The 23,861-nt window shown below is 54.4% G+C and carries 12 protein-coding genes; 2 read left to right on the forward strand and 10 right to left on the reverse strand.

Translation table 11 applies throughout. The annotated features are described in order from the left end of the window. Positions 1-225: 225 nt before the first annotated feature. Together SH573x_RS13265 and SH573x_RS13270 are read right to left on the reverse strand one after the other, a co-directional pair. Positions 226-726 carry a hypothetical protein gene (locus SH573x_RS13265; protein WP_479355747.1) on the reverse strand — a complete coding sequence of 167 codons (501 nt, stop codon included), beginning with the start codon at positions 724-726 and terminating at the stop codon, positions 226-228. 119 nt (positions 727-845) lie between these two features. After that, positions 846-2,717, reverse strand: coding sequence for an ABC transporter ATP-binding protein (locus tag SH573x_RS13270; protein ID WP_479355749.1), 1,872 nt, complete (start codon positions 2,715-2,717; stop codon positions 846-848). 242 nt (positions 2,718-2,959) lie between these two features. On the opposite strand from SH573x_RS13270, the gene SH573x_RS13275 reads away from it, so the two are divergent. Both SH573x_RS13275 and SH573x_RS13280 read left to right on the forward strand, forming a co-directional pair. Further along, positions 2,960-3,160: a hypothetical protein gene (locus tag SH573x_RS13275; RefSeq protein ID WP_479355751.1), complete on the forward strand. Its 201-nt coding sequence runs from the start codon at positions 2,960-2,962 to the stop codon at positions 3,158-3,160. A gap of 64 nt (positions 3,161-3,224) precedes the next feature. Next, positions 3,225-11,867 (forward strand): glycoside hydrolase family 94 protein, encoded by an 8,643-nt coding sequence (locus SH573x_RS13280; RefSeq protein ID WP_479355753.1) that lies wholly within the window; start codon positions 3,225-3,227, stop codon positions 11,865-11,867. A gap of 467 nt (positions 11,868-12,334) precedes the next feature. Here the strand turns inward: SH573x_RS13280 and thiD are convergent, their stop codons facing one another. From thiD to SH573x_RS13320, 8 genes are all read right to left on the reverse strand, one after another. After that, complete coding sequence (thiD, locus tag SH573x_RS13285) at positions 12,335-13,156, reverse strand: bifunctional hydroxymethylpyrimidine kinase/phosphomethylpyrimidine kinase (RefSeq protein WP_479355755.1); 822 nt, start codon at positions 13,154-13,156, stop codon at positions 12,335-12,337. Positions 13,157-13,173: 17 nt separating this feature from the next. Continuing rightward, positions 13,174-14,253: a serine hydrolase domain-containing protein gene (locus SH573x_RS13290; protein WP_479355757.1), complete on the reverse strand. Its 1,080-nt coding sequence runs from the start codon at positions 14,251-14,253 to the stop codon at positions 13,174-13,176. A 126-nt stretch (positions 14,254-14,379) separates the two neighbouring features. Then, complete coding sequence (locus SH573x_RS13295; RefSeq protein WP_479355759.1) at positions 14,380-15,669, reverse strand: MFS transporter; 1,290 nt, start codon at positions 15,667-15,669, stop codon at positions 14,380-14,382. 7 nt (positions 15,670-15,676) lie between these two features. Further along, the gene (locus SH573x_RS13300) at positions 15,677-17,395 is read right to left on the reverse strand and encodes a trypsin-like peptidase domain-containing protein (protein ID WP_479355761.1); all 1,719 of its coding nucleotides are present in this window, start codon (positions 17,393-17,395) and stop codon (positions 15,677-15,679) included. Between the two features lie 275 nt (positions 17,396-17,670). After that, complete coding sequence (locus SH573x_RS13305) at positions 17,671-18,567, reverse strand: HTTM domain-containing protein (protein WP_479355763.1); 897 nt, start codon at positions 18,565-18,567, stop codon at positions 17,671-17,673. Continuing rightward, a complete protein-coding gene (locus SH573x_RS13310) occupies positions 18,564-19,064 on the reverse strand; it encodes a hypothetical protein (protein WP_479355765.1) in 501 nt (166 codons plus the stop codon). The genes SH573x_RS13305 and SH573x_RS13310 overlap by 4 nt, the downstream gene beginning before the upstream one ends. A 292-nt stretch (positions 19,065-19,356) precedes the next feature. Further along, positions 19,357-19,911, reverse strand: a complete 555-nt coding sequence (locus tag SH573x_RS13315) for a Uma2 family endonuclease (protein ID WP_479355767.1) — start codon at positions 19,909-19,911, stop codon at positions 19,357-19,359. Positions 19,912-20,068: 157 nt separating this feature from the next. Further along, on the reverse strand, positions 20,069-23,497 hold the full coding sequence (locus SH573x_RS13320) for a protein kinase domain-containing protein (protein WP_479355769.1): 3,429 nt from the start codon (positions 23,495-23,497) through the stop codon (positions 20,069-20,071). Positions 23,498-23,861 lie beyond the last annotated feature (364 nt).

Consider the following 23,861-nt stretch of genomic DNA (forward strand, 5'->3'; position numbering starts at 1 on the left):
AGAGATTGGATGAGTCAAACGTGATGCTTCCAAAGTCTGGCGACTTCGGCTACGGCGTTGTAGCCGATCTCGCCAGAGATTGGACGAGTCAAACGTGATGCTTCCAAAGTCTGGCGACTTCGGCTACGGCGTTGTAGCTGATCTCGCCAGAGATTGGATGAGTCAAACGTGGATGCTTCCAAAGTCTGGCGACTTCGGCTACAGGCTGGAAGCCTATGCCACACTTTAGCGAACATAGCCGCCGGTGCCGAAGTTGGCTACGGTTTGATCGTTGTTGGGATCGCGAACGGTGATCGTCCCTGTGCCGGCCATGGAAGTTCTGAGTCGACGTGCACCTTCACCGGTTTGGGTTTCGATACCTTGAGCGGTATAGCCCTTGGGCAAGAAATCGGACAGCAGGATGCGTCCGTCGGTCAAGTGAATTGCATAGTTGAGCGTGTAGTTGTTGCGCGGAATCGGATTAGCCAAACGATTCACATAAGCAATCGACGCAGGTCCGCTAGTGCTTGGACGCGATACCGGCGGAGCATACTGCGGTGCTGGTGGAGTGTAGTGACTGGCTGAACCGTATCCCATTGATGGATAACCCATTGATGGATATCCAGAGCTCATCGATGGATAGCCCATCGAATAAGAACCGCTTGAACATCCACATTGTGCGCTACTCGATCCAGCCATTTGAATCAATGCAGCCATCGCCAGCACAATTGTTCCAGTCTTCATCATGTTAGTCTTCCTCTATCAACAAAGATGTGCCCTAAAGAACGTAGCCCGATAGTCTAACAAGTTGTTAAAGCCAATGTGAGCATTTGGTTTAAATTGTAACACCAGAAATTTCGAGGCGTTCATGCGGCCCCGACGGGTGTGGCAGTCTCATCAGCAGATTTTACTAACTCTGCGAATAATCCCCCACGCGCTACTAGCTCAGTGTACGAACCTTCCTCAATAATTTTCCCATTTTCAAAAACTAGAATCCGGTCACAGATCCTGAGCGTCGATAGCCTATGTGCAATCAGAATCGTGGTGCGATCTTTGTGAGCAGCGCGGATTCCCAGCGCGTCCTGCACGTGGCGTTCACTAATATTGTCCAGTGCACTGGTGGCTTCGTCCAAGATCAATAGCGGCGCGCTCTTCAGGAACAGCCGGGCTATGGCAAGTCGTTGGCGCTGGCCGCCAGAAAGATTTTGGCCACGTTCGGTAACGGCCGCCTCATATTGTCCAGGCATCTCCATGATTTCATCATGCAAGTTAGCCATCCGCGCGGCATGTTGGATATCTTCGTCGCCAACGTCGTGATTACCGTAAGCAATATTGTCGCGAATGGTGCCGGCAAAGACGAAGGGGTTTTGGCCCACGTAGCCAACCAAACGCGCGAGCTCCGGTCGACTCACTTCCGTCAGCCGCCGGCCTGACAACTTCAGCTCACCTTGGCTGGCATGAATGAGTCTCAATAGAGCTTTCACCCACGTTGATTTGCCGGATCCGGACCGACCGGCCACGCCAATGGTCTCTCCATACTGAATCGCCAGGTTCAAGTGCTCCAGGGCAATTCGTTGCCGACCATCTGCCGTGCGGTAATGCACCAACAGGTCGCTCGCTTCTATTAACGATTGGTCGGGCGTTAGTTGCAGGGGTTGGGCCGGATCGAGCTGAGTGTCAAACGAGCGATCCATGGGTTGAGACAACATGTCCAGCAGATCGCCTACTCGCAAGCTGGCTTCGTGTCCTTCGTCCAGCACTCGATGGACTTCGTTCATGGGCGTCATCACGTTTGAGAATAAAACGGAAAACGTTAGTACATCGCCGAAACTGATCTTGCCATCGATGGCCAGGTACGTTGCCAAGGCCAGCACAGCGATATGAAAGAAGCCTTCATTGAGCGCCTTGGCGCAGCCATACAACGACATTTCGAAATGATGTTTGCCTTCACGCTCTCTGCGCTTGTCAGCCACATTGAATAGGCGCAACATTTCCTGGTCGTACGTATGGGCAACTCGAATGTACTCTGCACCACTCAACTGTTCGACGACCGCTCCATCGAGCTCTTCGCAATCGCGCATTAGCGTCAGCCGCACATCCTTCTGCGAGTGTAGCTGACGAAGTGTCAGGTAGATCGCCATTGGTATGACTCCCAACATAACAAAGCCCAACACAGGCTGCTTACTGACGGCCGCTACAAATGCGAATGCGCCCGTCAGCAGGGCTGGCAAGCAATCCAGAAACATCAATCGCACGAAACGGATGAGACCGTCGACACTGCGAAAGATCTTGCCGTGTAATGCGCCAATCTTCTCGGTACCCAAGGTTGTTAAATCGCCGCGCAGCGCATGACCGACAACCTTCAACTGCATATCGCGATTGAGGCGAGCCACGCTGCGTTCGACATACATTCTGCGCACTACGTTCAAGGCTTCGCGCACCACGTAGATACCTGCCAAGCCGCCCAGGATCGAACCGGCTGCCCAGTACATTTCAGTGTTTGTGAAACCACGGCTGATGCCGCCTTGGATTCGATCGACTAACCATCCCAATAGCAAGGCAACGCCGGTGTTGGCGGCACTAGTAATTCCCATGAGCACTGTCGCTGCGCCCAACGTTAACTTGTCTTCGATAGCCACAAAGGGCCACACTTGCTTGGCTCGTCGCACCAACGTGCGCAATTCATTGAGGATGCCTGGTGGCATAGGCGTGTTGCCCCTGAGTAGAGATTCTGACATTCGTTAATCCACTTTCGCTCCGCCTCGGAGGTGTGGGCCCCTAGCAAACGTCGTTCCTCTCCTGCGCGCTCAGGAATCGCGCTATTGATCGCTTTGCGTTCATTGCGACCGGATTGATATCGCATGCACAGTCAAATGTAGGCTTATTGGGGAATCGAGGCGTCTTGGTACGTCACTTGCGTAAGGTTAAGGCTAACCCCAACTGGAAGTCTTTGGGTTTCAGTACAAGTAAAGGATCGAAAATGCCTACACCTAGTTCCGTTGTCAAGAGTCGTGTCCTCTCCGCCGTCGATCATCAGCAAACCGAAGAGCTGGTGGCCGATAGCCGCACGATCATGACTCCTAGCCAGCGCGTAGATCAGAAACTGGCCGCTTGCACCGGCGGATCGCGATATACATATTTGCCTTCGATGCGGTCATTTACTGTTCGTCGAGCGAAATAGGTTTTCACTTGCGCCCGGAGTGTTGATTTAGTTCGATTGATGGCTGTAGTTGACGCAGAAGTTTATGAATAATGAGCCAACCGGATTTGCTCTGGACGATCACCATCTGGACGATGATTTCAGGCCGTTGCGAGGTGATTCCTATAGTGCTGAACACTTGGAGCAGCACTTTCGCCAACTAGCCGCAGCCCAGCAAACGGTTCCAGGCCGTGGTGTAGCTGCCAAGGCGTTCGCAGAACGCTTTCAGAATCAGGCCAGCGAAATCGCGGTGGCGCATGCTGCAGTCAGTCGCGCAGCCAGCTCAGGAGAACCAGTTCCTCCTGAAGCCGAATGGTTGCTCGACAATTACTACGTTGTAGAAGAGCAACTGCGCGAGATTCGCGATGACTTACCGCGCGGCTACTACAAAGAGCTGCCCAAGACAATCGATGGTCGCCCGCGAGTGTATGGGCTGGCCCGACAGCTAGTCATTCATACCGACAGCTCCATGGATGCGACGCTGATTGAGCGCTGCGTGCAGAGCTTTCAGTCGGTCACGCCGCTGCAGATCGGCGAAGTCTGGGCGGTGCCCATTATGCTCCGCCTGGTTTTGGTGGAAAATCTGCATCGCCTGTGCAAGCAGATGCTGATTACCTATCACTGTCGCCAACGAGCTCATACGATGCTGCAATGCAGCGACGGCAGTAAACCTTGGGAGTTAGAATTGTGCGATGATCCGCACTGCGTTCCGACGGTGGTGCAACTGGTCGAGCAACTGACTGATTACGGTAGCCAGCATCGCGAGACAACTCAGCGCTTGGAGCAACGCTTGACGGAACACGGTTGGCAGATGGCCGACGTGGTTCGCCATGAACATCATCGCCAAGCCGCAAATCAAGTTTCGATTGGTAACGTCATCACCAGCATGCGATTGATCGCGGCCCTCGATTGGATTGAGTTCTTTGAACGCGTCAGCGTGGCCGAGCAAGTTTTGCGAGAAGACCCGGCCGGTGTGTATGCCGGTATGCACTTCGAAAGTCGTGATCAATATCGACATGAGTTAGAGCACCTTGCCAAGCGCACACACACTTCAGACATCGATGTGGCCAAGCTAGTAATCGCCCTGGCGCGACAAGCTCACATCGCGACTATTCCCACGGCGACCACCTCCACGGTGACCACTTCCACGGTGACCACGTCCACAGTGACCACTTCCACGGTGACCGCCCCTAGCAGTCGCGAGGCGCATGTGGGCTACTGGTTGGTTAGTGATGGCCGAGCGCATTTAGAGCAGCGATTGGGTTATCGCATACCCGCCGCCAGATGGTTGAGGCATACGCTGCGCGCCCACGCGAACTTCGCCTATTTCGGCGGCTTGTGCATGTTGACACTGATCGCGCTGGCGCTGATCTGCACATGCCTGATAAGCTGGCAGATTTCCGCAGGCATAAGCCTCCTGCTGGTCGTCCTGTGGTTGATACCGCTCAGCGAGACAGCCCAAGCAGTTGTCAACTTGGTAATCACGAATGTGCTACCCCCGCGCTTGTTACCGCGGCTGGATTTCAAACAGGGTATTCCGCCACGATTTCCCACGGTCGTGGTGGTCCCCTCGATGCTCGGCAGCTCGCGCGAGGTCGAATCTTTGTTGCAAAGATTGGAAAGTCACTATCTCGCCAACTCAGATGAGGCGCTCAGCTTTGCACTGCTGACCGACTTTGTCGATGCAGATACCCCGACACTGCCAGAAGATAAAGGGTTGATTGCCCAAGCGTTGGATGGCATTCGCACGCTCAATGCGCGTTACGGACACACGACTTACCAACCGTTTTACTTCTTTCATCGTTCTCGCCGCTGGAATCCAGCCGAGAACAAGTGGATGGGTTGGGAACGCAAACGCGGGAAGCTGATGGAGTTTGGTCGGTGGTTGCAAGGACATCAAGATACCACTTATACAGTTACCGAGGGGCGTCTAGAGTCGTTGGTTCAGTTGCGTCGACCAGATGTCACACCCTTCATCATAACACTCGACTCCGATACGCAGTTGCCTTTTGAGGCGGCGCGTAAAATGATCGGCACCTTGGCGCATCCACTTAATCGTCCGCGTTTTTCAGGAACCCATGAGTCCGTGGGTAGCCACGGCGACGATGTGCCAGCGCACGCGTTCGAGACTGAGCGCGTAGTCAGTGGATATACGATTCTCCAGCCGCGCGTCAGCGTGCAACTTGAGAGTGCTTCGAAGTCGCAGTACGCGAGTTTGTTTTCGGGTTCTCCCGGCGTTGATCCGTATGTGACTGCGGCGTCCGATGTCTATCAAGACCTGTTCGGTGAAGGTAGTTTCACAGGCAAAGGCATCTACGATCTGCATGCTTTTGAACGTTCGCTAGGTGATGCATTCCCAGAGAATAGCATTTTGAGTCACGATCTGATCGAAGGTTGCCACGCGCGGGTAGGCCTGGTCAGCAACATCGAGGTCTTCGACGCATTCCCATCTCGCTACGATGCAGACTCGCGACGGCACCATCGTTGGGTTCGTGGCGATTGGCAGTTGCTGCCTTGGCTTATGCCCCGCGTACCCTATGCAGACGGCTGGAAGAAGAATCCACTTTCATGGCTCTCATGGTGGAAGGTGGCTGACAATCTGCGTCGCAGCCTGGTAGGACCGCTGATGATGGTCGCCCTGATTTGCGGATGGCTGTTAGCACCGAAGTTGGCCTGGCTCTGGACGATCTCTGGGCTGCTAGTCCTCTTCTTTCCCGCATTGTCGACTCTGCTGCTGGCCATTCGCAACTGGCCAACCAAGTTAGACGCCCGTGATCATTTATTGATCGCGGCGGGAGATTTTAAACGGGCAGTGATGCAGTGTACGTTCGCAACTGCAGTGTTGCCGCACAAAGCTATGCTGATGGTGGATGCCATCCTCCGCACCTTGTGGCGAATGTTCGTATCCCGCAAACGTATGCTGCAGTGGCAAACGGCCTCGGCTGTCGAGCAGCAGTTGAGCAGCCTCAAACATAAGTGGTGGTGGCAGTATTGGTACATGCCGATACTGGTCGTCGCTTTGGTGTTTCTGTTGCCAACGAGCGCAGTCGGCTGGGCAGCACCACTGTTGTTGCTGTGGTTGGTGGCCCCTGGGTTGGTAGAGCTGACCAATAGACCGCTGACAACCAAACGCTCCCTACTGGATGATGCACAGAAGCGTGAACTGCTGGTGCGGGCTTCAGAGACTTGGAGCTTTTTCGAAGCCTACGTAGGGGCAGATGACAATTGGTTGCCGGTCGACAATGTTCAGGAAGAGCCACAAGAAAAGATCGCGCACCGCTTGTCACCCACCAACGAAGGCTTGTACCTGGTTTCGGCGCTGATCGCGCACGATTTCGGTTTTATAGGCTTGCATCAGTTGATAGATGCATGGAACAACAACCTCGATAGCGTCGATCGGCTCGAAAAGCTGCATGGACACCTCTACAACTGGTATGACACGCAAACGCTAGAGCCTTTGCATCCTCGGTATGTCTCGACAGTCGACAGCGGCAATCTGATGGCTTGCCTGTTGACGATTGACCAAGGTATCCAAGAAGTGCTGGAGGACTACCGACCGCAGCCGCAGCGCTACCTAACGGGCCTCGAACTGGCGCTCGATCTGTTGGATAGCGCCAGCGGTGAGTTAAATTCGGAGGATCCTCCCGAAGTCTCGATGTTTGTGGCTCAAATACGGGAAATTTCGCATATTTTGCGCGGTCGCCTGCTGAAGGTTAATCCGGATAGCGATGCTTGGGCAGCGTGGATCACTGTGCAGTCGGACCTCGCCAGGTTGTCGGAGATGCTCTCGCTTCCGATCAGTTGGAAACTGACGCGTCGAACGGCCGATCGCTTGCGTCGCATGGCCAACAAGATCACCATCGCCGCCCGCAGAGTGGATGGGCTGGTCGCCGAGTACAAGACGTTGTATGCCTGGTTACCACTGATTCAGCAAGATGCAAGCGATGCATCGCTGGCCTCGCTGAGTGCCCTGTCGAGTCTTAAGCAGCTATCGAATATCCCGTCTCAGCCCGAAGCTGCAAGTGCATACGTGCATTCGCAATTTGGTTTGACCATCGCTACAGCCAGTCGGCCAGCGTGCAGTGAGTTGTTGGTCGCCAGTGGCGAGACTGCTCGTCGCGTTAGCAAGCAGTTAGAGCGCATCGCCATTCGAGTTGAATCGCTCGCCTTGGGTATGGATTTTCGCTTTCTCTATAATCCACAGCGCAAGCTGTTCTCGATCGGCTTCAACATCGAAGAAGGCATGCTCGATCGGTCACACTACGATATGCTCTGTTCCGAATCGCGACTGTCCAGTTTCCTGGCGATCGCCAAAGGGGATGTTGAATCTTTGCATTGGTTTCGCTTGGGCAGACATGCCACGCTAGTTAAAGGGCAGTTTGCGCTGTTGTCATGGGGCGGAACCATGTTTGAGTACTTGATGCCGCCGTTGTTCCAGCGACAGTATGCAGGTTCGATGTTGACGCAGAGCTGCCAGGCTGCGGTCAAGCGACAAGCTGACTATGGTCGTCAGAATCGTGTGCCTTGGGGTATTTCGGAGTCAGCTTTCGGGGCCTTGGCCATTAACGCCGATTATCACTATCGTTCATTTGGCGTTCCAGGTCTGGGACTAAAACGTGGATTGACTAAAGACCTGGTGATATCGCCCTACTCTACTTTGATGGCCTTGACTATTGATCCCAGTGCAGCCTTTGCGAATCTGCGGGCGTTAATCAAAGAGGGCGCTCTTGGGCACTACGGTTACTACGAAGCAATCGACTACACGGCCGAACGTGTACCGGCCAATAAGAGATTACTGATGGTGCGTTGCTACATGGCCCATCATCAAGGCATGGGACTGCTGGCGCTGGCCAATGTGCTGAATAACCAGTGCATTCAACGTCGCTTCAGTTCGCATCCCATGCCGCGGGCAGCTGAATTGTTGTTGCAAGAGCGGATTCCACAATCGATCACCCCGTTCGAACCGCACGCCGACGAGAGCGAACACGCTCAGCCGCAAGTCGATTCGCAGTCCCTGACCAGCCGACGCCTGGTGGGAGTGGAAAGTCCCTGTCCACGCACACACCTACTGTCCAATGGCAACTACAGTGTCATGCTCTCCAGCGCAGGTGGCGGCTACAGTCGATCAGGCCAGCTGGATGTTACACGCTGGCGCTCGGATACCACGTTGGACTACTGGGGGCAGTACATATTTATTCGCGATATGGCGAGCGACCAAATTTGGTCGGCGACGTATCAGCCCACACGCATCATGCCCGATTTCTATGAAGTGCTGTTCGCGATAGACAAAGTCGACTTTCATCGACGTCAGGGCGAAATCGAAACGGTCCTGGAGGTCGCGATCTCGCCCGAGAACAATGCCGAAGTACGCCAGCTGCGCATCACCAATCACAGCACAGAGACCAAGACGCTCCAGTTGACCAGTTACGCGGAAGTTTGTTTAGCCCGGCAAGCTGCCGATGCGGCTCATCCCGCCTTTCAAAAGTTATTCGTCGAAACTGAGTATATCCAAGACGAAAATGCGCTGATCGCTCGACGCCGGCCACGCGATCAGGCCGAACCTGCACAGTATGCAGTCCATGTCTTGGCGACTCCCTCGGAAGGTGCCAGCCATATACAGTTCGAATCTAGTCGCGATCACTTTCTTGGCCGTCGGCGAAATCTGGAGTTGCCGCAAGCTGTAACCCAAGACAAGTTATCTGCGACCGCCGGGGCCGTGTTGGATCCCGTGTTCGCCTTGCGGTGCGACGTTGAAGTACCGCCCGGCGGTTCGATTTTGGTGGCTTGGACAACCGCGGTAGCCGAGTCGCGTGACGAGGCGTTGACGCTGGTTGATCAATATCACGAGCTACGCAACGTGCAGCGCGTTTTCGAATTGGCATGGGCTTACGCGCAAGTCGAACTGCGACATCAACACCTTGGACCGGCGCAGGTGCATCTCTACCAGCGACTGTCCGCCTACTTGCTCTACCCGCATTGGAGCATGCGTGGTGATTTGCAATTGATCAAACATAGTCGTTTGGGACAAAGTGCGCTGTGGCGGCATGGCATATCAGGCGATCAGCCCATTTTGATGGCTCGCATCACTGAGCCCGAGCACGTTGCGTTGGTACGCGAACTTGCACTGGCGCAACGCTTCTGGCGTCAACGCGGCTTCATGACCGATCTGGTCTTGATCAACGACTATCCAGGCAGTTACTACGACGCGCTCCAAGATCAAATCACCAACGTGCTGCGCGACATCTATCGTTCGCCAGAGTTGACCGGCGTATTCGTGCTGCGCGGATCGCAGTTGCCGCCTGAAGAGGTAGCGCTGTTCCACAGCGTGGCTGCTTGTGTGCTCGAGGGTCAGGAAGGCACGGTCGCTCAGCAATTGGATGCAGCTCAAGTCCGCGCCCAGTTGAGGGCTGTCGAACTGGCCGAGCTAAGAGCCGCTGATCCACCCCATATGCGCGCAAGCCCGGTATCGCCCCAGCCAGGCAACGGTCAGGCACTGGAATTCTACAACGGTTATGGTGGATTCGATCAGGACGGTAGTCGCTATTGTATTCATGTCCGAAAAGATCGTGTGCCCCCGGCTCCTTGGTCTCAAGTAGTCGCCAATCCACGCCTGGGATTTTTGGCAACCGAAAGCGGCGGAGGTTTTACGTGGTTTGAGAACTCCCGCGAAAACAAGTTGACACCCTGGTGCAACGATCCGACCAGCGATTCACCTGGCGAACTGCTGACAATCTGCGACGAGCAGACGGGGGAAGTCGTTCTCCCGATGACCTTTCAGCCCGAAGTGGTTGGTTGCAATCAAGCACTTGATGTTACCTATGGCGCTGGCTTCGCCAAGTTTGAAAGACACTGCGCGGGTTTGAAAACTTCGGTCCACTTAGCTGTTGCTGAGAGCGACCCGGTAAAATTCATTCGCTTGACCATTACCAACCACGGCTCGGTCGCTCGCCAATTATCGGTCACTTACTTCGCAGAGTTAGTGTTAGGGGTCTCGCGTGAGTCGTCGGCCTGGCATCTGCAGACTGAGTTTGATGTCGAACATGGAGCCATCATTGGCCGCAATCCCTATCATCCGGAATACTCAACGCAGGTCGTCTTTGCCAAGTCGCTCTCGTTAACTTCCAGCTTCACCACCGATCGCTTGGAATTCCTGGGACGGATGGGCAGCAGCTTTGCCCCGGCAGCTGTTCGAACTCAGCGCTTATCGGGTCGTACTGGAATTGATCTTGATCCATGCGTGGCCTTGCGGACGATGGTTTCGATTGAACCTGGGCAAGCGCAAGAAGTTGTGTTCATGCTGGGCGCTGGACGCGACTGGGCTGAAGCTCGACAATTGCTCGCGAAGTATGTCAACAATTCAGTGGCGGGCGAAGCGGTTGAGGCGGCGCTAGAAAGTTGGCGAACCACGCTCTCTGCCGTACGCGTCCAGACTGAAAATCGCGGCCTGGATATCATGGTCAATAATTGGTTGATATATCAAGTATTATGCTGCCGCATTTGGGGACGTTCCGCCTTTTATCAATCGGGTGGTGCCTACGGGTTTCGTGATCAGTTGCAAGACTCCATGGCGATTGTCTACAGTCGACCCGAGATTACGCGCAGTCAGATATTGCTGGCTGCGTCGCGTCAATTCAAGCAAGGCGACGTACAACACTGGTGGCATCCTCCGCTGGGCAAAGGCACGCGGACGCGTTTTTCCGATGACCTGCTATGGCTACCATTGGTCGTCTGCCACTACATCGACATCACGGGCGATACTGCCATACTGGATGAAACCATCACTTATCTCGAGTCTCCAGAATTGCAGCCTCATGAGATGGAACGTTACGAACTTCCGCGCGTGTCGTCTGAATCGGGCTCGCTGGCTGAGCACTGTTTGCGAGCGCTCGAGCGCGGCATGCAATTCGGGCAACATGGATTGCCGCTGATGGGTTGCGGCGACTGGAACGACGGCATGAACAAAGTAGGTGAAGGTGGGAAAGGGGAAAGCGTCTGGGTCGGTTGGTTCCTGCTGGTTATCCTTGATCAATTCTTACCCATCATGCGCGCTCGAGGTTGGCATGAAAAGGCGGATCAGTTGCAGTTGACCAGCCAGCAGTTGCGAAGTTCCCTTGAAACTCACGCCTGGGATGGCCAGTGGTATCGTCGCGCGTTTTATGATGACGGTTCACCGCTTGGATCCAGCAGTAGCGATGATTGTCAGATCGATTCGCTAACGCAAACTTGGGCCGTGTTGGCCGGCGGTGATCATGTTCGTTGTCAACAGGCGATGGCCTGGGCCATGACCCGCTTGGTTCGAACCGACGAGCGTCTGATCTTGCTCTTTACGCCGCCCTTCGATAAGGGCTCCAAGGATCCAGGCTACATCAAAGGATATTTGCCTGGCATTCGCGAGAACGGCGGTCAGTACACTCACGCCGCCACCTGGATGGTCCAAGCACTTGCGCGACTCGGCCAACAACAAGCGGCTATGAACCTTTGGGACATGATAAATCCGATCAATCATACCTCAACGCCCGAACAGGTTGCCGTCTACAAGACAGAACCCTACGTCGTGGCCGCCGACGTCTACTACGCCACGGGCCACGTCGGCCGCGGCGGCTGGACCTGGTACACCGGTTCCGCAGCCTGGCTTTATCGAGTCGCCATCGAAGAGTTGGCTAGCTCTCGTTTAACCCGTAGCCGCTAGGCGAGGAATCGTTTAACCCGTAGCCGCCAGGCGAGGTGAACCCTCTAACCCAACTCTGCTACATGACGAGTAGCTGATCTCGCCAGAGATCGGATGAGTCACTCGTGATGCATCCAAAGTCTGGCGACTTCGGCTACGGCATTGTGTAGAGTCGCTACACTGGGTGCGCCTCGCCTTCGCTAGGCGAGGTGAACCCTCTAACCCAACTCTGCTACATGACGAGTAGCCGATCTAGCCAGAGATTGGATGAGTCACTCGTGATGCGTCCAAAGTCTGGCGACTTCGGCTACGGTGGTTGTAGCCGATCTCGCCAGAGATTGGATGAGTCAACCGTGATGCGTCCAAAGTCTGGCGACTTCGGCTACGGCATTGTGTAGAGTCGCTACACTGGGTGCGCCTCGCCTTCGGCTACGGGTTAAACGAGCACAACTTGATGCATCCAAAGTCTGGCGACTTCGGCTACGGATTCAGATTGACTGAATGACGCGAGTTTCGGCTGGATGAATACCTTGGCCGAGTTCGGTGTTGCAGTAGATCGCTTGGTAGACTTGATCGACTGCCTGACTGACACATGCGTGCATGTCTTTGCCGCCGATGGCCAGGTGAGCCGTAATGGCGGCGGCTAGGATGCAACCACTGCCATGTGTGTTACGTGCGTCGGCGATGCGCGGCGTCTGGATACAAACATTCTCGCCTTCCAACCCCAGCACGTTGTAGGATTTGCCATCGACTTCTCCAAGCTTGATCAGAACGTGTTGGGAGCCTGCATCTTGCAAACGGTAGATTGCCTCAGCAACTCGCTCGTCGGAGTCCAGCGTCAAGCCAGTTAAACGTTCCGCTTCGAAGCGATTGGGGGTCACCAGGGCCGCTTGCGGCAACAGGTATCGCATCACGGCTTCGACGACTTCAGCGTCGGCCAGCAAATGACCGTGTTTGCTGATCAGCACCGGATCGATCACTTTAGGAACGTCGACTTGGTCTAGCAGGTCGCTGACCGCTTCGACCACTTCGACCGTCCCAAGAGCGCCGGTTTTGATAGCGCGTGGCGGAATGTCATCCAGCACCGCCAGCAATTGCTCAGCGACCAAGTCGGGTGTCATCACCTCGACGCGTGACACGCCCTTGGTGTTCTGCACAGTCAGCAGCGTGACCACGGACATGCCATACACGCCCAGTTGCTGAAAAGTTTTCAAGTCAGCTTGTAAGCCCGCGCCGCCGCTGGGGTCCGAACCTGCGATCGTCAGCGCGGTCGCTCGCGGGCGAATGGTTATTGTGCGTGACTGAGCCATGGAAGTGAGCACCTAAACTAGCGCGAAGCTTTAAGTTGTTCCGCCAACGATTTCATCTGGGTTACTGCTTGAGGATCGTCTGGCAGGGGTTGGCTCTCGAAGGCCGGCAGTAGTTTGTCCCAGACAATGTTCAATTCACCTTGCATATCGGCTGTGTTGGCTGTAATTGCGATCACCGCATTGTGCTTGGGGATCACGATGCAATACTGTCCGTCTTTGCCATCACCGCGAAAAGCGTCATGGCGACAACGCCAAAATTGAAATCCATAGCCTTGGTCCCAGTCTTTGGTCGGATCGCTACCGTTGGATACTTGCTTGCTAGTGGCTTGATCGATCCACGCACTGGGCACCAGTTGTTTACCATTCCATTGGCCTCGCTGTAATAACAACTGACCGAACTTGGCGATGTCTTCGGTGCGCAGAAACAGCCCATATCCACCCAGCGATACACCTTCGGGACTTTCATCCCAACGTGGTGCGGCAATACCCAGTGGATCAAATAAACGCGTTTGCAAATAGTCGACAACTTTCTCACCCGTCACGCGCTGGACGATGGCCGACTGCATATAAGTGGCTGGGGTGTTGTACTTGAAATGTGTGCCGGGTTTGTGTGGAACAGGATGCGCCAAGAACTCGCGTGCCCATTCTTTCTTATCGCGCAAGGCAACTTCGTCCTGATGGCCCGTCGACATGGTCAATAGATCGCGCACGCGTATGGCTTTCAAATTGGCCGAAGGCTCAGCGGGTGTTTCGTCTGGAAAGTACTTCAACACTGGATCGTCAATCGATAGCTTGCCGTCTGCCACAGCCAAGCCTACCGCCGTCGACGTGAAACTCTTGCTCAACGACCACAACACGTGAGGCTTGTCGGCGGCCTCAGGCGACCACCAGGCTTCGGCCACTACTTGACCATTGCGCAGCAACATGAAACTGTGCATCGATTTGACCTGTTGGTTCGCGGTCTCGATGAACTCGATAATCTTGGGAGTGCTGACGCCTTGCGCTTCAGGCGTGCTGCGTGGCAAGGCCGACTGACCATAAGCAATCGATGTCGAGGCAAACATGAACAGCAGTACCAGTTGGGTTTGTGTACTCATGGCAGTCCTTGAGGTGTAGGTGAGGCATTGCAAACTTTGCCTGGACGGTGGGGCAACGCAGAGGGGATCGCAGAGAAGTCGTACTACGGCTGCGGCAGATTGTACATGATAGTTGTGCGCATTTGATCATGCACTGCGCTCAATTGCCGAACTTCGATGCAGCGAGAGAATCAGTACGCCTGAGGCGACCAGCATACTAGCCAGGAGCAGTCCAGCTCCTGCGTATACGCCGCTAGTGTCTTTTAGCCAGCCTGTCATGAATGGTCCTACAAAACCACCCAGACTACCCAAGGAGTTGATCATGCCGACAGCGCCAGCGGCCGCACTTCCGCTGAGAAAAGTAGTGGGATATGACCACCAGACGCCCAAAGCAGCATACACACCGATCGCGGCAAGCGTCAAAAAGCCAAAGGCAATGTGAGCCTCACTGGTCGAAGTACCACCGACCAGGCCTATCGCAGCCAGGAACATTCCACTGGCGCCGTGCCAACGTTTTTCACCCGTCCGCGATGAATTGTGACCGACCCATAACATTACCACCAGCGATGCGGTCATCGCCGCCGCAAACAGCCAGCCGACTTGTTGATTGCTGTACCCAAGCCCCTTCAGAATGCTGGGTGTGTAAAAGTTGAACCCCCAGTACCCTGTCATCCACAAAAAGTAGATCAAGCTCAGTTTCAATACCTGCGGATTGGACAGCGCTCGCGCGAAAGATGTTTCATGGGTTGACTTGTTCAAAGAATCCCCCACAACCTTTTGGAGGTGTTCTCGTTCGGGAGTTGTTAGCCACCAGGCTGTTGCGGGACTATCGGCTAGCCAGTAGATGACCACTGCCCCGAGAGCGACGGCCGGCAGGGCTTCGATGATGAACAGAAATTGCCAGCCCTTCATTCCAAAGAAAGGGCTATCGATCAGCCAGGCGGCCAACGGCGCGCCGATGATGGCCGAAACTTGCAGCGACGATAGCATGATCGCTATGGCTCGTGCGCGATCGCCGGCTGCGAACCACCGCGGTATCACACTGGCATACAGCACTGGATACAAACTGGCTTCGGCCGCACCGATCAAAAACCTTAACACGTAAAACTCGGTGGCGTTGGTGACCCAGGCCATCAGCGCAGTAAGAACTCCCCAAGAGATCATGATGCGTGCCAGCCAGATGCGCGGGCTGGTGCGTTCGGCGATCAACGCTCCTGGAATCTCGAACAGAAAATAGCCCGCGAAGAAGATGCCCGCACCCAATCCATACACGGTTTGCGAAAAGTTCAAGTCTTCGCGCATGGTCAGCGTGGCATAGCTGAGATTGTTGCGATCGAGATAGGCCACGATCGAAATCAGAAACGCAGGCAACACTACATTGCCATAGACTTTCAGGCGCGCACGTCGAGCAACGCTGTCAGCAGTCGGCTCAAGCACGTAAAGCCTACTGCCGCAAGTAGCGTTGGTCGGCTTCGCTCAATCGCGAACGCGGCACGCGGACTACTTTGCCGTCCTTCTTACGCAACACCACTTCTTTGTCAGTGGCCTCCAACAAGATTGCTTCGATGGAGAAACTGCCTGAGCGATCGTACCACATGCGATATCCACTGGCCCCGGCATCGGTCGAAGGTACGGTGACGCCTGTTCCCGGCGCAGCTGAAGCAATCGATTCTTTTTCGCTGGCCGAAACTGTTTTGCCCATGACGACGTCGCTCAGTTCCTCGGGCGCAACCTGCTTGAGGATCGTCAGCGAAGCCGACGGCCCACTGGGAATTTGTATAGTTTGGGTACCGCATACATAAACAGGCGTAGGAATGATTTCCGAACCAGGATAGAGCCCGGAGGTGGAATTCATCACCAAGATGTAGGGCACGTCGTCGATCAATACAATGGTGTCACGATCGTTGAAGGCATGCAAGACCGTAGCTTCCGACACAAAGCCCACCGAACCCACGCGACGCGTATCTAGCGGCGGACCATACATGGTTAGCAGCTGCAGCAGCGCATTTTTGTCTTTCTCATCAGCGGTGCTTTGACTGATCTTGTTCAGATCGCGTATTTGCGCCTGAATGGTACCAACGATGCTGTCCTTGATCGCCTTGCTGCGGAAGTACCAGGTCGTGCCGCGCGGGCCCTGGGCGCGCACGATGTCGGGAGTCGATTCCCCGACGCGCGAGTTAGCCCGCGACTGCAACTGCTGCGGGATGGAGGTTTGCCCATTACTCATTTCCTTGACGGTTTTGCGCAGACGAGCAACTTCGCTGACCAAGTCTCGCTTAAGAGACTTGAAATCGCTCTTACCGGTAGAGGCATATTGCTCAATGGCCGACTTGGGAATCGTGGGCGTGTCGACGATGCTCTCTTTTCCACCGCTTCCACCGCGTCGCCGCGGACCTTCTTTATGTTCAATCGTGCCTACCCCGGTTACCAGGGGCGTTACCGGCGCGTTGGCGCTGACCGTCGATAGTACTTGTGCGATATCTTGCGACGAGATGCCAAAGTTCAAATTCTGCGCACCTTGCGAAGCCAGCGTGCTCATCGCCACCACATGTCCGAAACTATTGATCACCGGGCCACCACTATTGCCTGGTGAGAGTGCGGCATCCAATTGAACCCAGGAACCACGATGCTCTTCCCCCTGAACCGACTCACTGTGCAGTTCGCGAGTGATCTCAGCTCCATCGCGAATAGCGCTCACCACGCCGCTGGTGGCGGTAAAAGACAGTCCTAGCGGTGAACCCAGGGCTACTACGGATTCGCCTTTGCGGGCGGTCGTTGATGATAGTGGCAGAATCGGAACGTCATCGGCAGCGTTACCGTCCAACCGAGCTAGCGCGATGTCACGCGAACTATCAATGCGCACTGTTCCAGATATCTTGACCTGCTTGCCATCAGGGAAAATAGCCGTAGCTTCTTGGCCGCCCATCAATACATGCACGTTGGTAGCGATCGTATTCTTGGCGATCACGAAACCACTACCTTGGCCTCCACCATCTTTCGATTTCACTTCGATGCGCACTACGCTGCGCTCACAGCGCTCGATCGTGTCAGCCAAGGAACCTTGAGCATAGATCGTTCGTGTCGTGAAAAGTGATATGAGAGCGATGACTATGGAAACCGCAGAGCGTTGGGCAGCCGAGAAATGCAGGCTCGGGGTGCGCATCGTAAGACGAACCTTTTAAAGAACGGGTGAGGGATTTCTGCCCCCACAACGGAGGGCAATCTGGATTCTACCCGCCGGCAAACGCCTGTCAATTAAAATGCAGGCTGTGGCATAGGCTTCCAGCCTGTGTAACTCTCTGTGGCATAGGCTTCTAGCCTGTGTAAACGGCTTCTTCCTCGGCAAGGCTTGTTTGAAGAGGCTGGAAGCCTATACCACACAGGCTGGAAGCCTATGCCACACAGGCTGGAAGCCTATGCCACACACAGGCTGGAAGCCTATGCCACATGGGGCACGCGTTGGCGACCTAGAAAGCTCAATAGCCCAAAGATCATGACCCATTGGAACAAATACAGGTGCATCGTGACTTCGATCCCGAGGTGGAAGAGCACGCCGACAATAACCGCCCAGACTCGCAGTCTGGGAATCCACAGCGCGATGGGCAAGACGGCTTCGAAACCCAACGCACTCCAGGTCGTCAGTTGCACAAACCACAAATGATCGAACCAGTATCGCGAAACGGGGATGCGTCCAAAAAGATCAGTCATGTAAGAAACGTAGTACATGGCTGTGCCATCACGCCAGGTGTCGCCGTGTAGTTTATTCCACGTAGCTGACAAATAAATCAGCGTCATCTGGAATTGCATCAAGCTCAGCGCCCAAGCATCGCGTGAGCTTGGCTGCGATACCGTGTGGCCCATGCGCGAGGCCCACCAGCGAGTCAGCGACCAACCGCAATCCAGTGGCAGCCAAATCATCATGAAGGCAAACAGGCGGAATAGCGTGTCTTCGCCATCCAGAATCAATGGATTGCGATTCTGAAACGATACCAACCACACAAAGATGCAGGCCATGTTGAAACGCGACCATACGCCAACCAGCAGTAACATGCACTGCAAACACATGGTCGCCAAACAAGAGTGCACCACCCAAGTCGTCGCAGGCAGCAGATACAGAAGCGACCAGTTGCCGTGACCGCCTAACTTTTGCGCCGTCTGCGCGGTCAGAATTCCTTCATCGGTGAACCAACGTCCCGCATGCAACCAGAATCCAGCCACGCAGATCAACAGCATAGCTGCCAACATGATGCGCAGCAGCGGCACGATTCGAGGATTATTCTCCACGAACAGCCAGTGATCAAATGGTTTGCCGAGTCTGACTGCCCATCCACTCATTTCGTCTGTTGCCGATCCAGCCAAGGAGCCGATGTCAGTCGCCACTCGGCTTCATCGCGAGGCGTCAAGGTTCCATCTTCGGGCACAATCAGATCCATCCGATTGCGAAAAAGTTGCACATGCTCGACCGGTTCCTGTGAATTGCGCGCCAAATACTCGATCAAATCGCCGACGGCAAAAAAGTTGGTAGGCTTGGTTATGCGGTTGAAGTAGTTGACCGTCCGGAACTTAACGAACTTTTCAATTCCACTTGCACGCGACCAGATCGGCGACTCCCACTGAAGTTTTTCGCCACTTTTGGTCGTCATCTCGGCCGTGATCCAGCCGTTATTGATCACAGGATTGGGCGCAAACATGGCCCATTCCCCTTGTGTCAGCCCTACGCGGTTGAGCACTGCCGATAGAGGCCTCTTTACGTAACTCACCAGCGGCCAGCTGCTGGGACAAACATCCAGCAGCAAGACAATCATGATCACTATTGCCCACACACGCGTCATGGCGTTTAATTCTCAACAAGCGTTCAACGAACTGAAGCTGCGCCAATGTAGAAGTTTCGCCTAGCGGTGAAAAGACGAAACGTAGTCATCTCTCCTAAGGTTCTGGGTGGCACTGGCTATGCGCAGCATTGCCAGTGCTCACAACGCAGCGTTTGATATTCGGCTTTTCGCGTGCATAGACCAACGAAATCGAAGTTTGCGAGTCCCCAACTGAGGTTCATTCCCGAAGACCAATCCTTTCACAGTAGCGTTTCCCTCAAAGGTACCCTAAGGCAAACTGACCCTTGCCGAATCAACCCAGGATCGAGCTGACTTCGATGGCCAGCCCAGCGACTTTCTGTGGCGTCAATGTGTCTCCGGAACGCGCGGTCATGACGGTTGCAAAGCGGCCATCGGATTGTGGGTCAAGATAAACCTCGATGGTGGCCTGATTCAAATTCACGATCCAATATTCGAAAATTCCCGCCTCGGCGTACACAGATCCTGTGATTTGGCGATCAAAGGCCAGAGACGAATCCGCCACTTCAATCAATAGCAGTACATCTGCTGCGACGGGGCGCCGCGACGCGTAGAGATCTTGATGATAACTCAAGATGGCAACATCCGGTTCGGGCTCGCTGTTACCAAGCCAAATCGGGTTTTGGATGCTGAGAATTGCATCGTCTTGAATGCGTTTCGAGAGAAGGCGATTCAAGCGATTTACGGCAGCGGCGTGGGGATTTCCGATGGGCAATTTCCTAATAATCTCCCCTCGAATGAGTTCGATCGGCTCGTCTTCCCTGAAGATTCCATGCTCGATCATCTCGTGGTACTGCTCAACTGTAAAGAGATGACGTGTTCTCGCCATTGATGCGGGTGTAACCGTCGAAGGAGATGGCGTATTCGTCTTTGAATCGATCGAAGTCATGGAGGTGCCTAAACCCAAAAACCGACCACTTCTCACAGTTCTATAATACCGCGCACGCATGTGGTTTTCTACGCGGTCTCTGGGACGTAAGCGTTCCTTAGTTCCCAGGAAGTAGCAATCGCTTGAAGTCTTCGTTGTTTCGTAACGCGTCGAAATTGGTATCCGTTTGGACGTCGCTCGCGACATTCTTGCCGGCGGCAATCGCCTGTTTGAGGTAATTGAGAGACTCGGCCACAAACTGCTGCGCTTCTGGGGCAGGTATTGAGGAAGCCTCATCGGTAGCCAATGAAACCAAGAGTGCCAAATTGGAGGCCATGTCATATTTTGCATTGAGGGAAAGAGACGACATTGCCCGACGCGTGTCTGCGGCTCCTTTCAACGAACTAACCGCTTCGACAATCCTTCCCAAGCGATGCTCCGTGCGTCCCAACCCTGATAGGCAAAAGGCCAGGCCGTTCTGGTAATCGTAAATGTCGGGAAAGTCCTTCACGAGTTGTTGGTGTACATCTCGAGCTCGCTGGAAGTGAGGTTGCGCCGCATCAAACTTTCCAGCGTCAAAGTAGTTGTTAGCGAGCGTCGTCAGACTCCGACCAAGTTCTCGCCTGAAGTTGCCATCGCCGGGAGATGCAGCGACTAGCTCTTCTTGAATCTTGATGGCCTTCTCCAGATCTCGGGCGGCCGCGTCGTATTCCTTTTTGGCATTCATGACGATGGCGATATTCTGCAAATTCTTGGTGACTGCCAAGCCGTAATCGGTACGCTTGGGATCCTCGATTCGCAATTGCTCCAAGATGTCAATCGCTTTGCGATATTGGACTAACGCCGCATCGTTGTCTCCCGCGAATCGCGACGCGATCCCCACATTCTGATAACTCTGTGCCAGTTCGCTGCGGTACTTAACGAGAGTGGGATAGCGTCTAACGATTTCCTCTTGAACCTCGACCGCCTTCTTGAACTCGACCAAGGCTGCTGGCATGTCGTTTCGCAACGTTGCACCGAGATTATTATGTATCACTGCCAGTTTAGCGCGGTACTGGACCACTTCAGGATTCTCCGCGACGATGCCCTCCTGAATGGAAAGGGCGTTGGAATACGATTCGAATGCTTCAGCCAAAGCTCCTTTAGACAGATTGGCATAGCCAAAATCGTCGTAACAACTCACCAATTGTGTTTTGAATTCGGTAATAGCGGGATTCTCTTCCACCAGCGAGCGGCGAATGGCCAAGGCGACGGCGGCAGTTTTCTTTTGAGCTTCGGCCGAACCAGTCTTGGTGTGGATGTAGACAATGTTTTGGTAACTCATTGCCAGATCTTGCTTCAGTTTCGTATTGCCCGGCTCTTGTTCAACAAGCTTCTTTTGGATTTCCAGCGTGTTCTCATACATCTCCAACGCTGCTTCGGGTTTGCCCTGATTGGCCAAAATGCCGCCGATGTTATTTTGCACCATCGCCAGCGCGCTTTGCGCCAGAACCGAATTAGGTGTGTCGGCTGCCGCCAACAGTGTTCCTTTTGCACGTTGATACCAGTCGAGGGCTTCGTCGACTTTGCCTGAGTTACTTGCCAAGTTACCCATATTGATCATCAATGAGCCGAGTCCAAAAGCAAGATCGTCCACTTGCGCTGACGCGGCCTGTAGCGACTCGCCAATTTTGATCCCTTCCCGATATGCAGCCTCGGCATCGGAGAGATTGCCTAACGCAGAATGCAATTGACCAATGAAGTACAATCGTCGCATCACATCGCGTTGTAGTTCCGGCGCGCGGGAATCATCGGCCGCGATTTGCCGCGCGACCATTAGGCCTTTCTGATGGACCTCCAACGCGCGCGATTGATCGCCGATCTTGGTGGTTAGTTCACCCAAGTCAAAGTAGGCTTGACTGAGAGCGGTTTGCGATTTGCGGTCCGATTGTGACTTGAGCAGTGTTTCAAGCTCGTCGTAAAAATCAGCGGCACTCTCCAATAGACGCGTTCTCAATCCTTGAAACTTGCTCTCCTTTAATAGCAAGTCCTGACTGACGTCTCCATGAAAAACGCCGATTGCCTTGCGGGCCAGTTCGAAGCGGGCAGCTTCGCGTGTGATCGATTCTTGCAGAGCGCGATTGACATCTTCCGTCGCTGCGCGAGCCTCGTTCGCTTCCGTGGCATTCTCGTTGGCCAGCGTCTCTGCTCTTTGGGCGCGAAGTAGCGCTAATGTCGTTCCAACAACTCCGATTGTCAGCGCCAGTATGACCGCTGCGACGGCGGTCACCAGGGCAGTGTTTCGGCGCAAGAACTTCCCCAGTCGATAGGTTGTACTTGGCGGACGGGCTTCCACCGGTTCGTCTTGCAAAAAACGTTCAATATCGCGGGCCAATCCATTGGCTGTTTCGTAACGACGATCACGACTCTTTTCAAGGCACTTCAGTACGATCCAATCGAGTTCGCCGCGCAAGATGGCCATCAGTTTACGGGGTTCGGTTTGCCGCATAGCAGCCAGCGATGGTAGCGCATCACTTGTAGACAATCGCGTCGAAGGTTTAGATGGTAATTCTTCTTGAATGATGCGGATCATCTCACCAATAGCGGCGCGCTTCAATCGCGTCGAGTCAATGGGCCGCAAACCCGTTAACAACTCGTAGAGAATGACGCCCAGCGAGTAGATGTCCGATCGCGTGTCAATGTCGACTCCCGAATAGCCAGCTTGTTCAGGTGACATATATTCGAGCGTTCCAACGACGGCACCAAATTCAGTCGATAGCGTGGCATCGGTTAGTTTGCCACCTGTGGCTTTGGCGACCCCGAAGTCGATGACTTTTGGGACTGGTTGACCGTCGACCATCGTCACCAGAATGTTCGCTGGCTTCAAGTCGCGATGCACAATGCCTTTTTGGTGAGCGTGCTGAACCGCGTTGCATATCGTGACGAACAAAGCCAGCCGTTCGCGTGGGGGAAGTTTGGCTTGGTCGCAATATTCTGTCAGTGGCAAGCCATTGATCAGCTCCATCACGAAAAAAGGTTGCCCGCTGTGCGTTATGCCAGCATCCAGTACTTTGGCAATGTTCGGGTGATCCATCATGGCAAGTGCCTGGCGTTCCTGTTCGAAACGCGTGATGACCGCTCGAGAATCCATCCCAGGCTTTATCAGTTTAATCGCCACAGTTCGCTTCACGGGCGAAGACTGCTTGGCGACCCAAACTTCCCCCATGCCACCTTCGCCTATTTTTTTCTGCAGCGCAAAACGATTGTTGATGGTCACTCCAGAGTGGATCATCGGCTGAAAGTCACTCGTGGCAGCGTTTCCCGCGGACCCCTCAGAATCGAGCGTTTCACCAAGTTCCGGCTTCGATTTCTGTGGCAAAGGAATTTCGATCCGTGACACATCAAGAACACTCTCTGGGCTATCGTTAGCCAACAAGATCGCTTCCACTCGCCGCCGGAGAACTTCGTCCTGGGCACATTCATCGCGCAGGATTTGCTCGCGCTCTGACTGCGAAAGGTTCACTAATCTCAAGAACAGTTCTTGAACGCGTTGTGGATCAACTGTCATGTTCGGTCACTCGGCAATTGAAATAGATCGGGTGTTAACCTCTAAGCACGTGGACACGTCCAATTCAGGATTTGCGGACGTATCGTAACAAAAAGTCACCTCTCCCGCGCAGCGGGGGAGGTCGCAGACGAGGCGTTCAGCCTTCGTCTGCGGGAGGGGGCACCGCGCTGGGCAAGACTCGTGCGGTGCCAATCATCTCCACTGCCCAGACCCCTCCCGAATCTCGCTTCGGCTCGATTCGACCTCCCCAAGGCGAAGCCTTGGAGAGGTGACGGGTCACCTCCACCGCGCAGCGGGGGAGCGACCGTCTAGTTGGTAGTCAAGGAAGAATCTTAAATTTCTTCCCTTCGCTTGGGCATCTTGG

It is taken from the genome of Rania fehmarnensis (assembly GCF_056494185.1).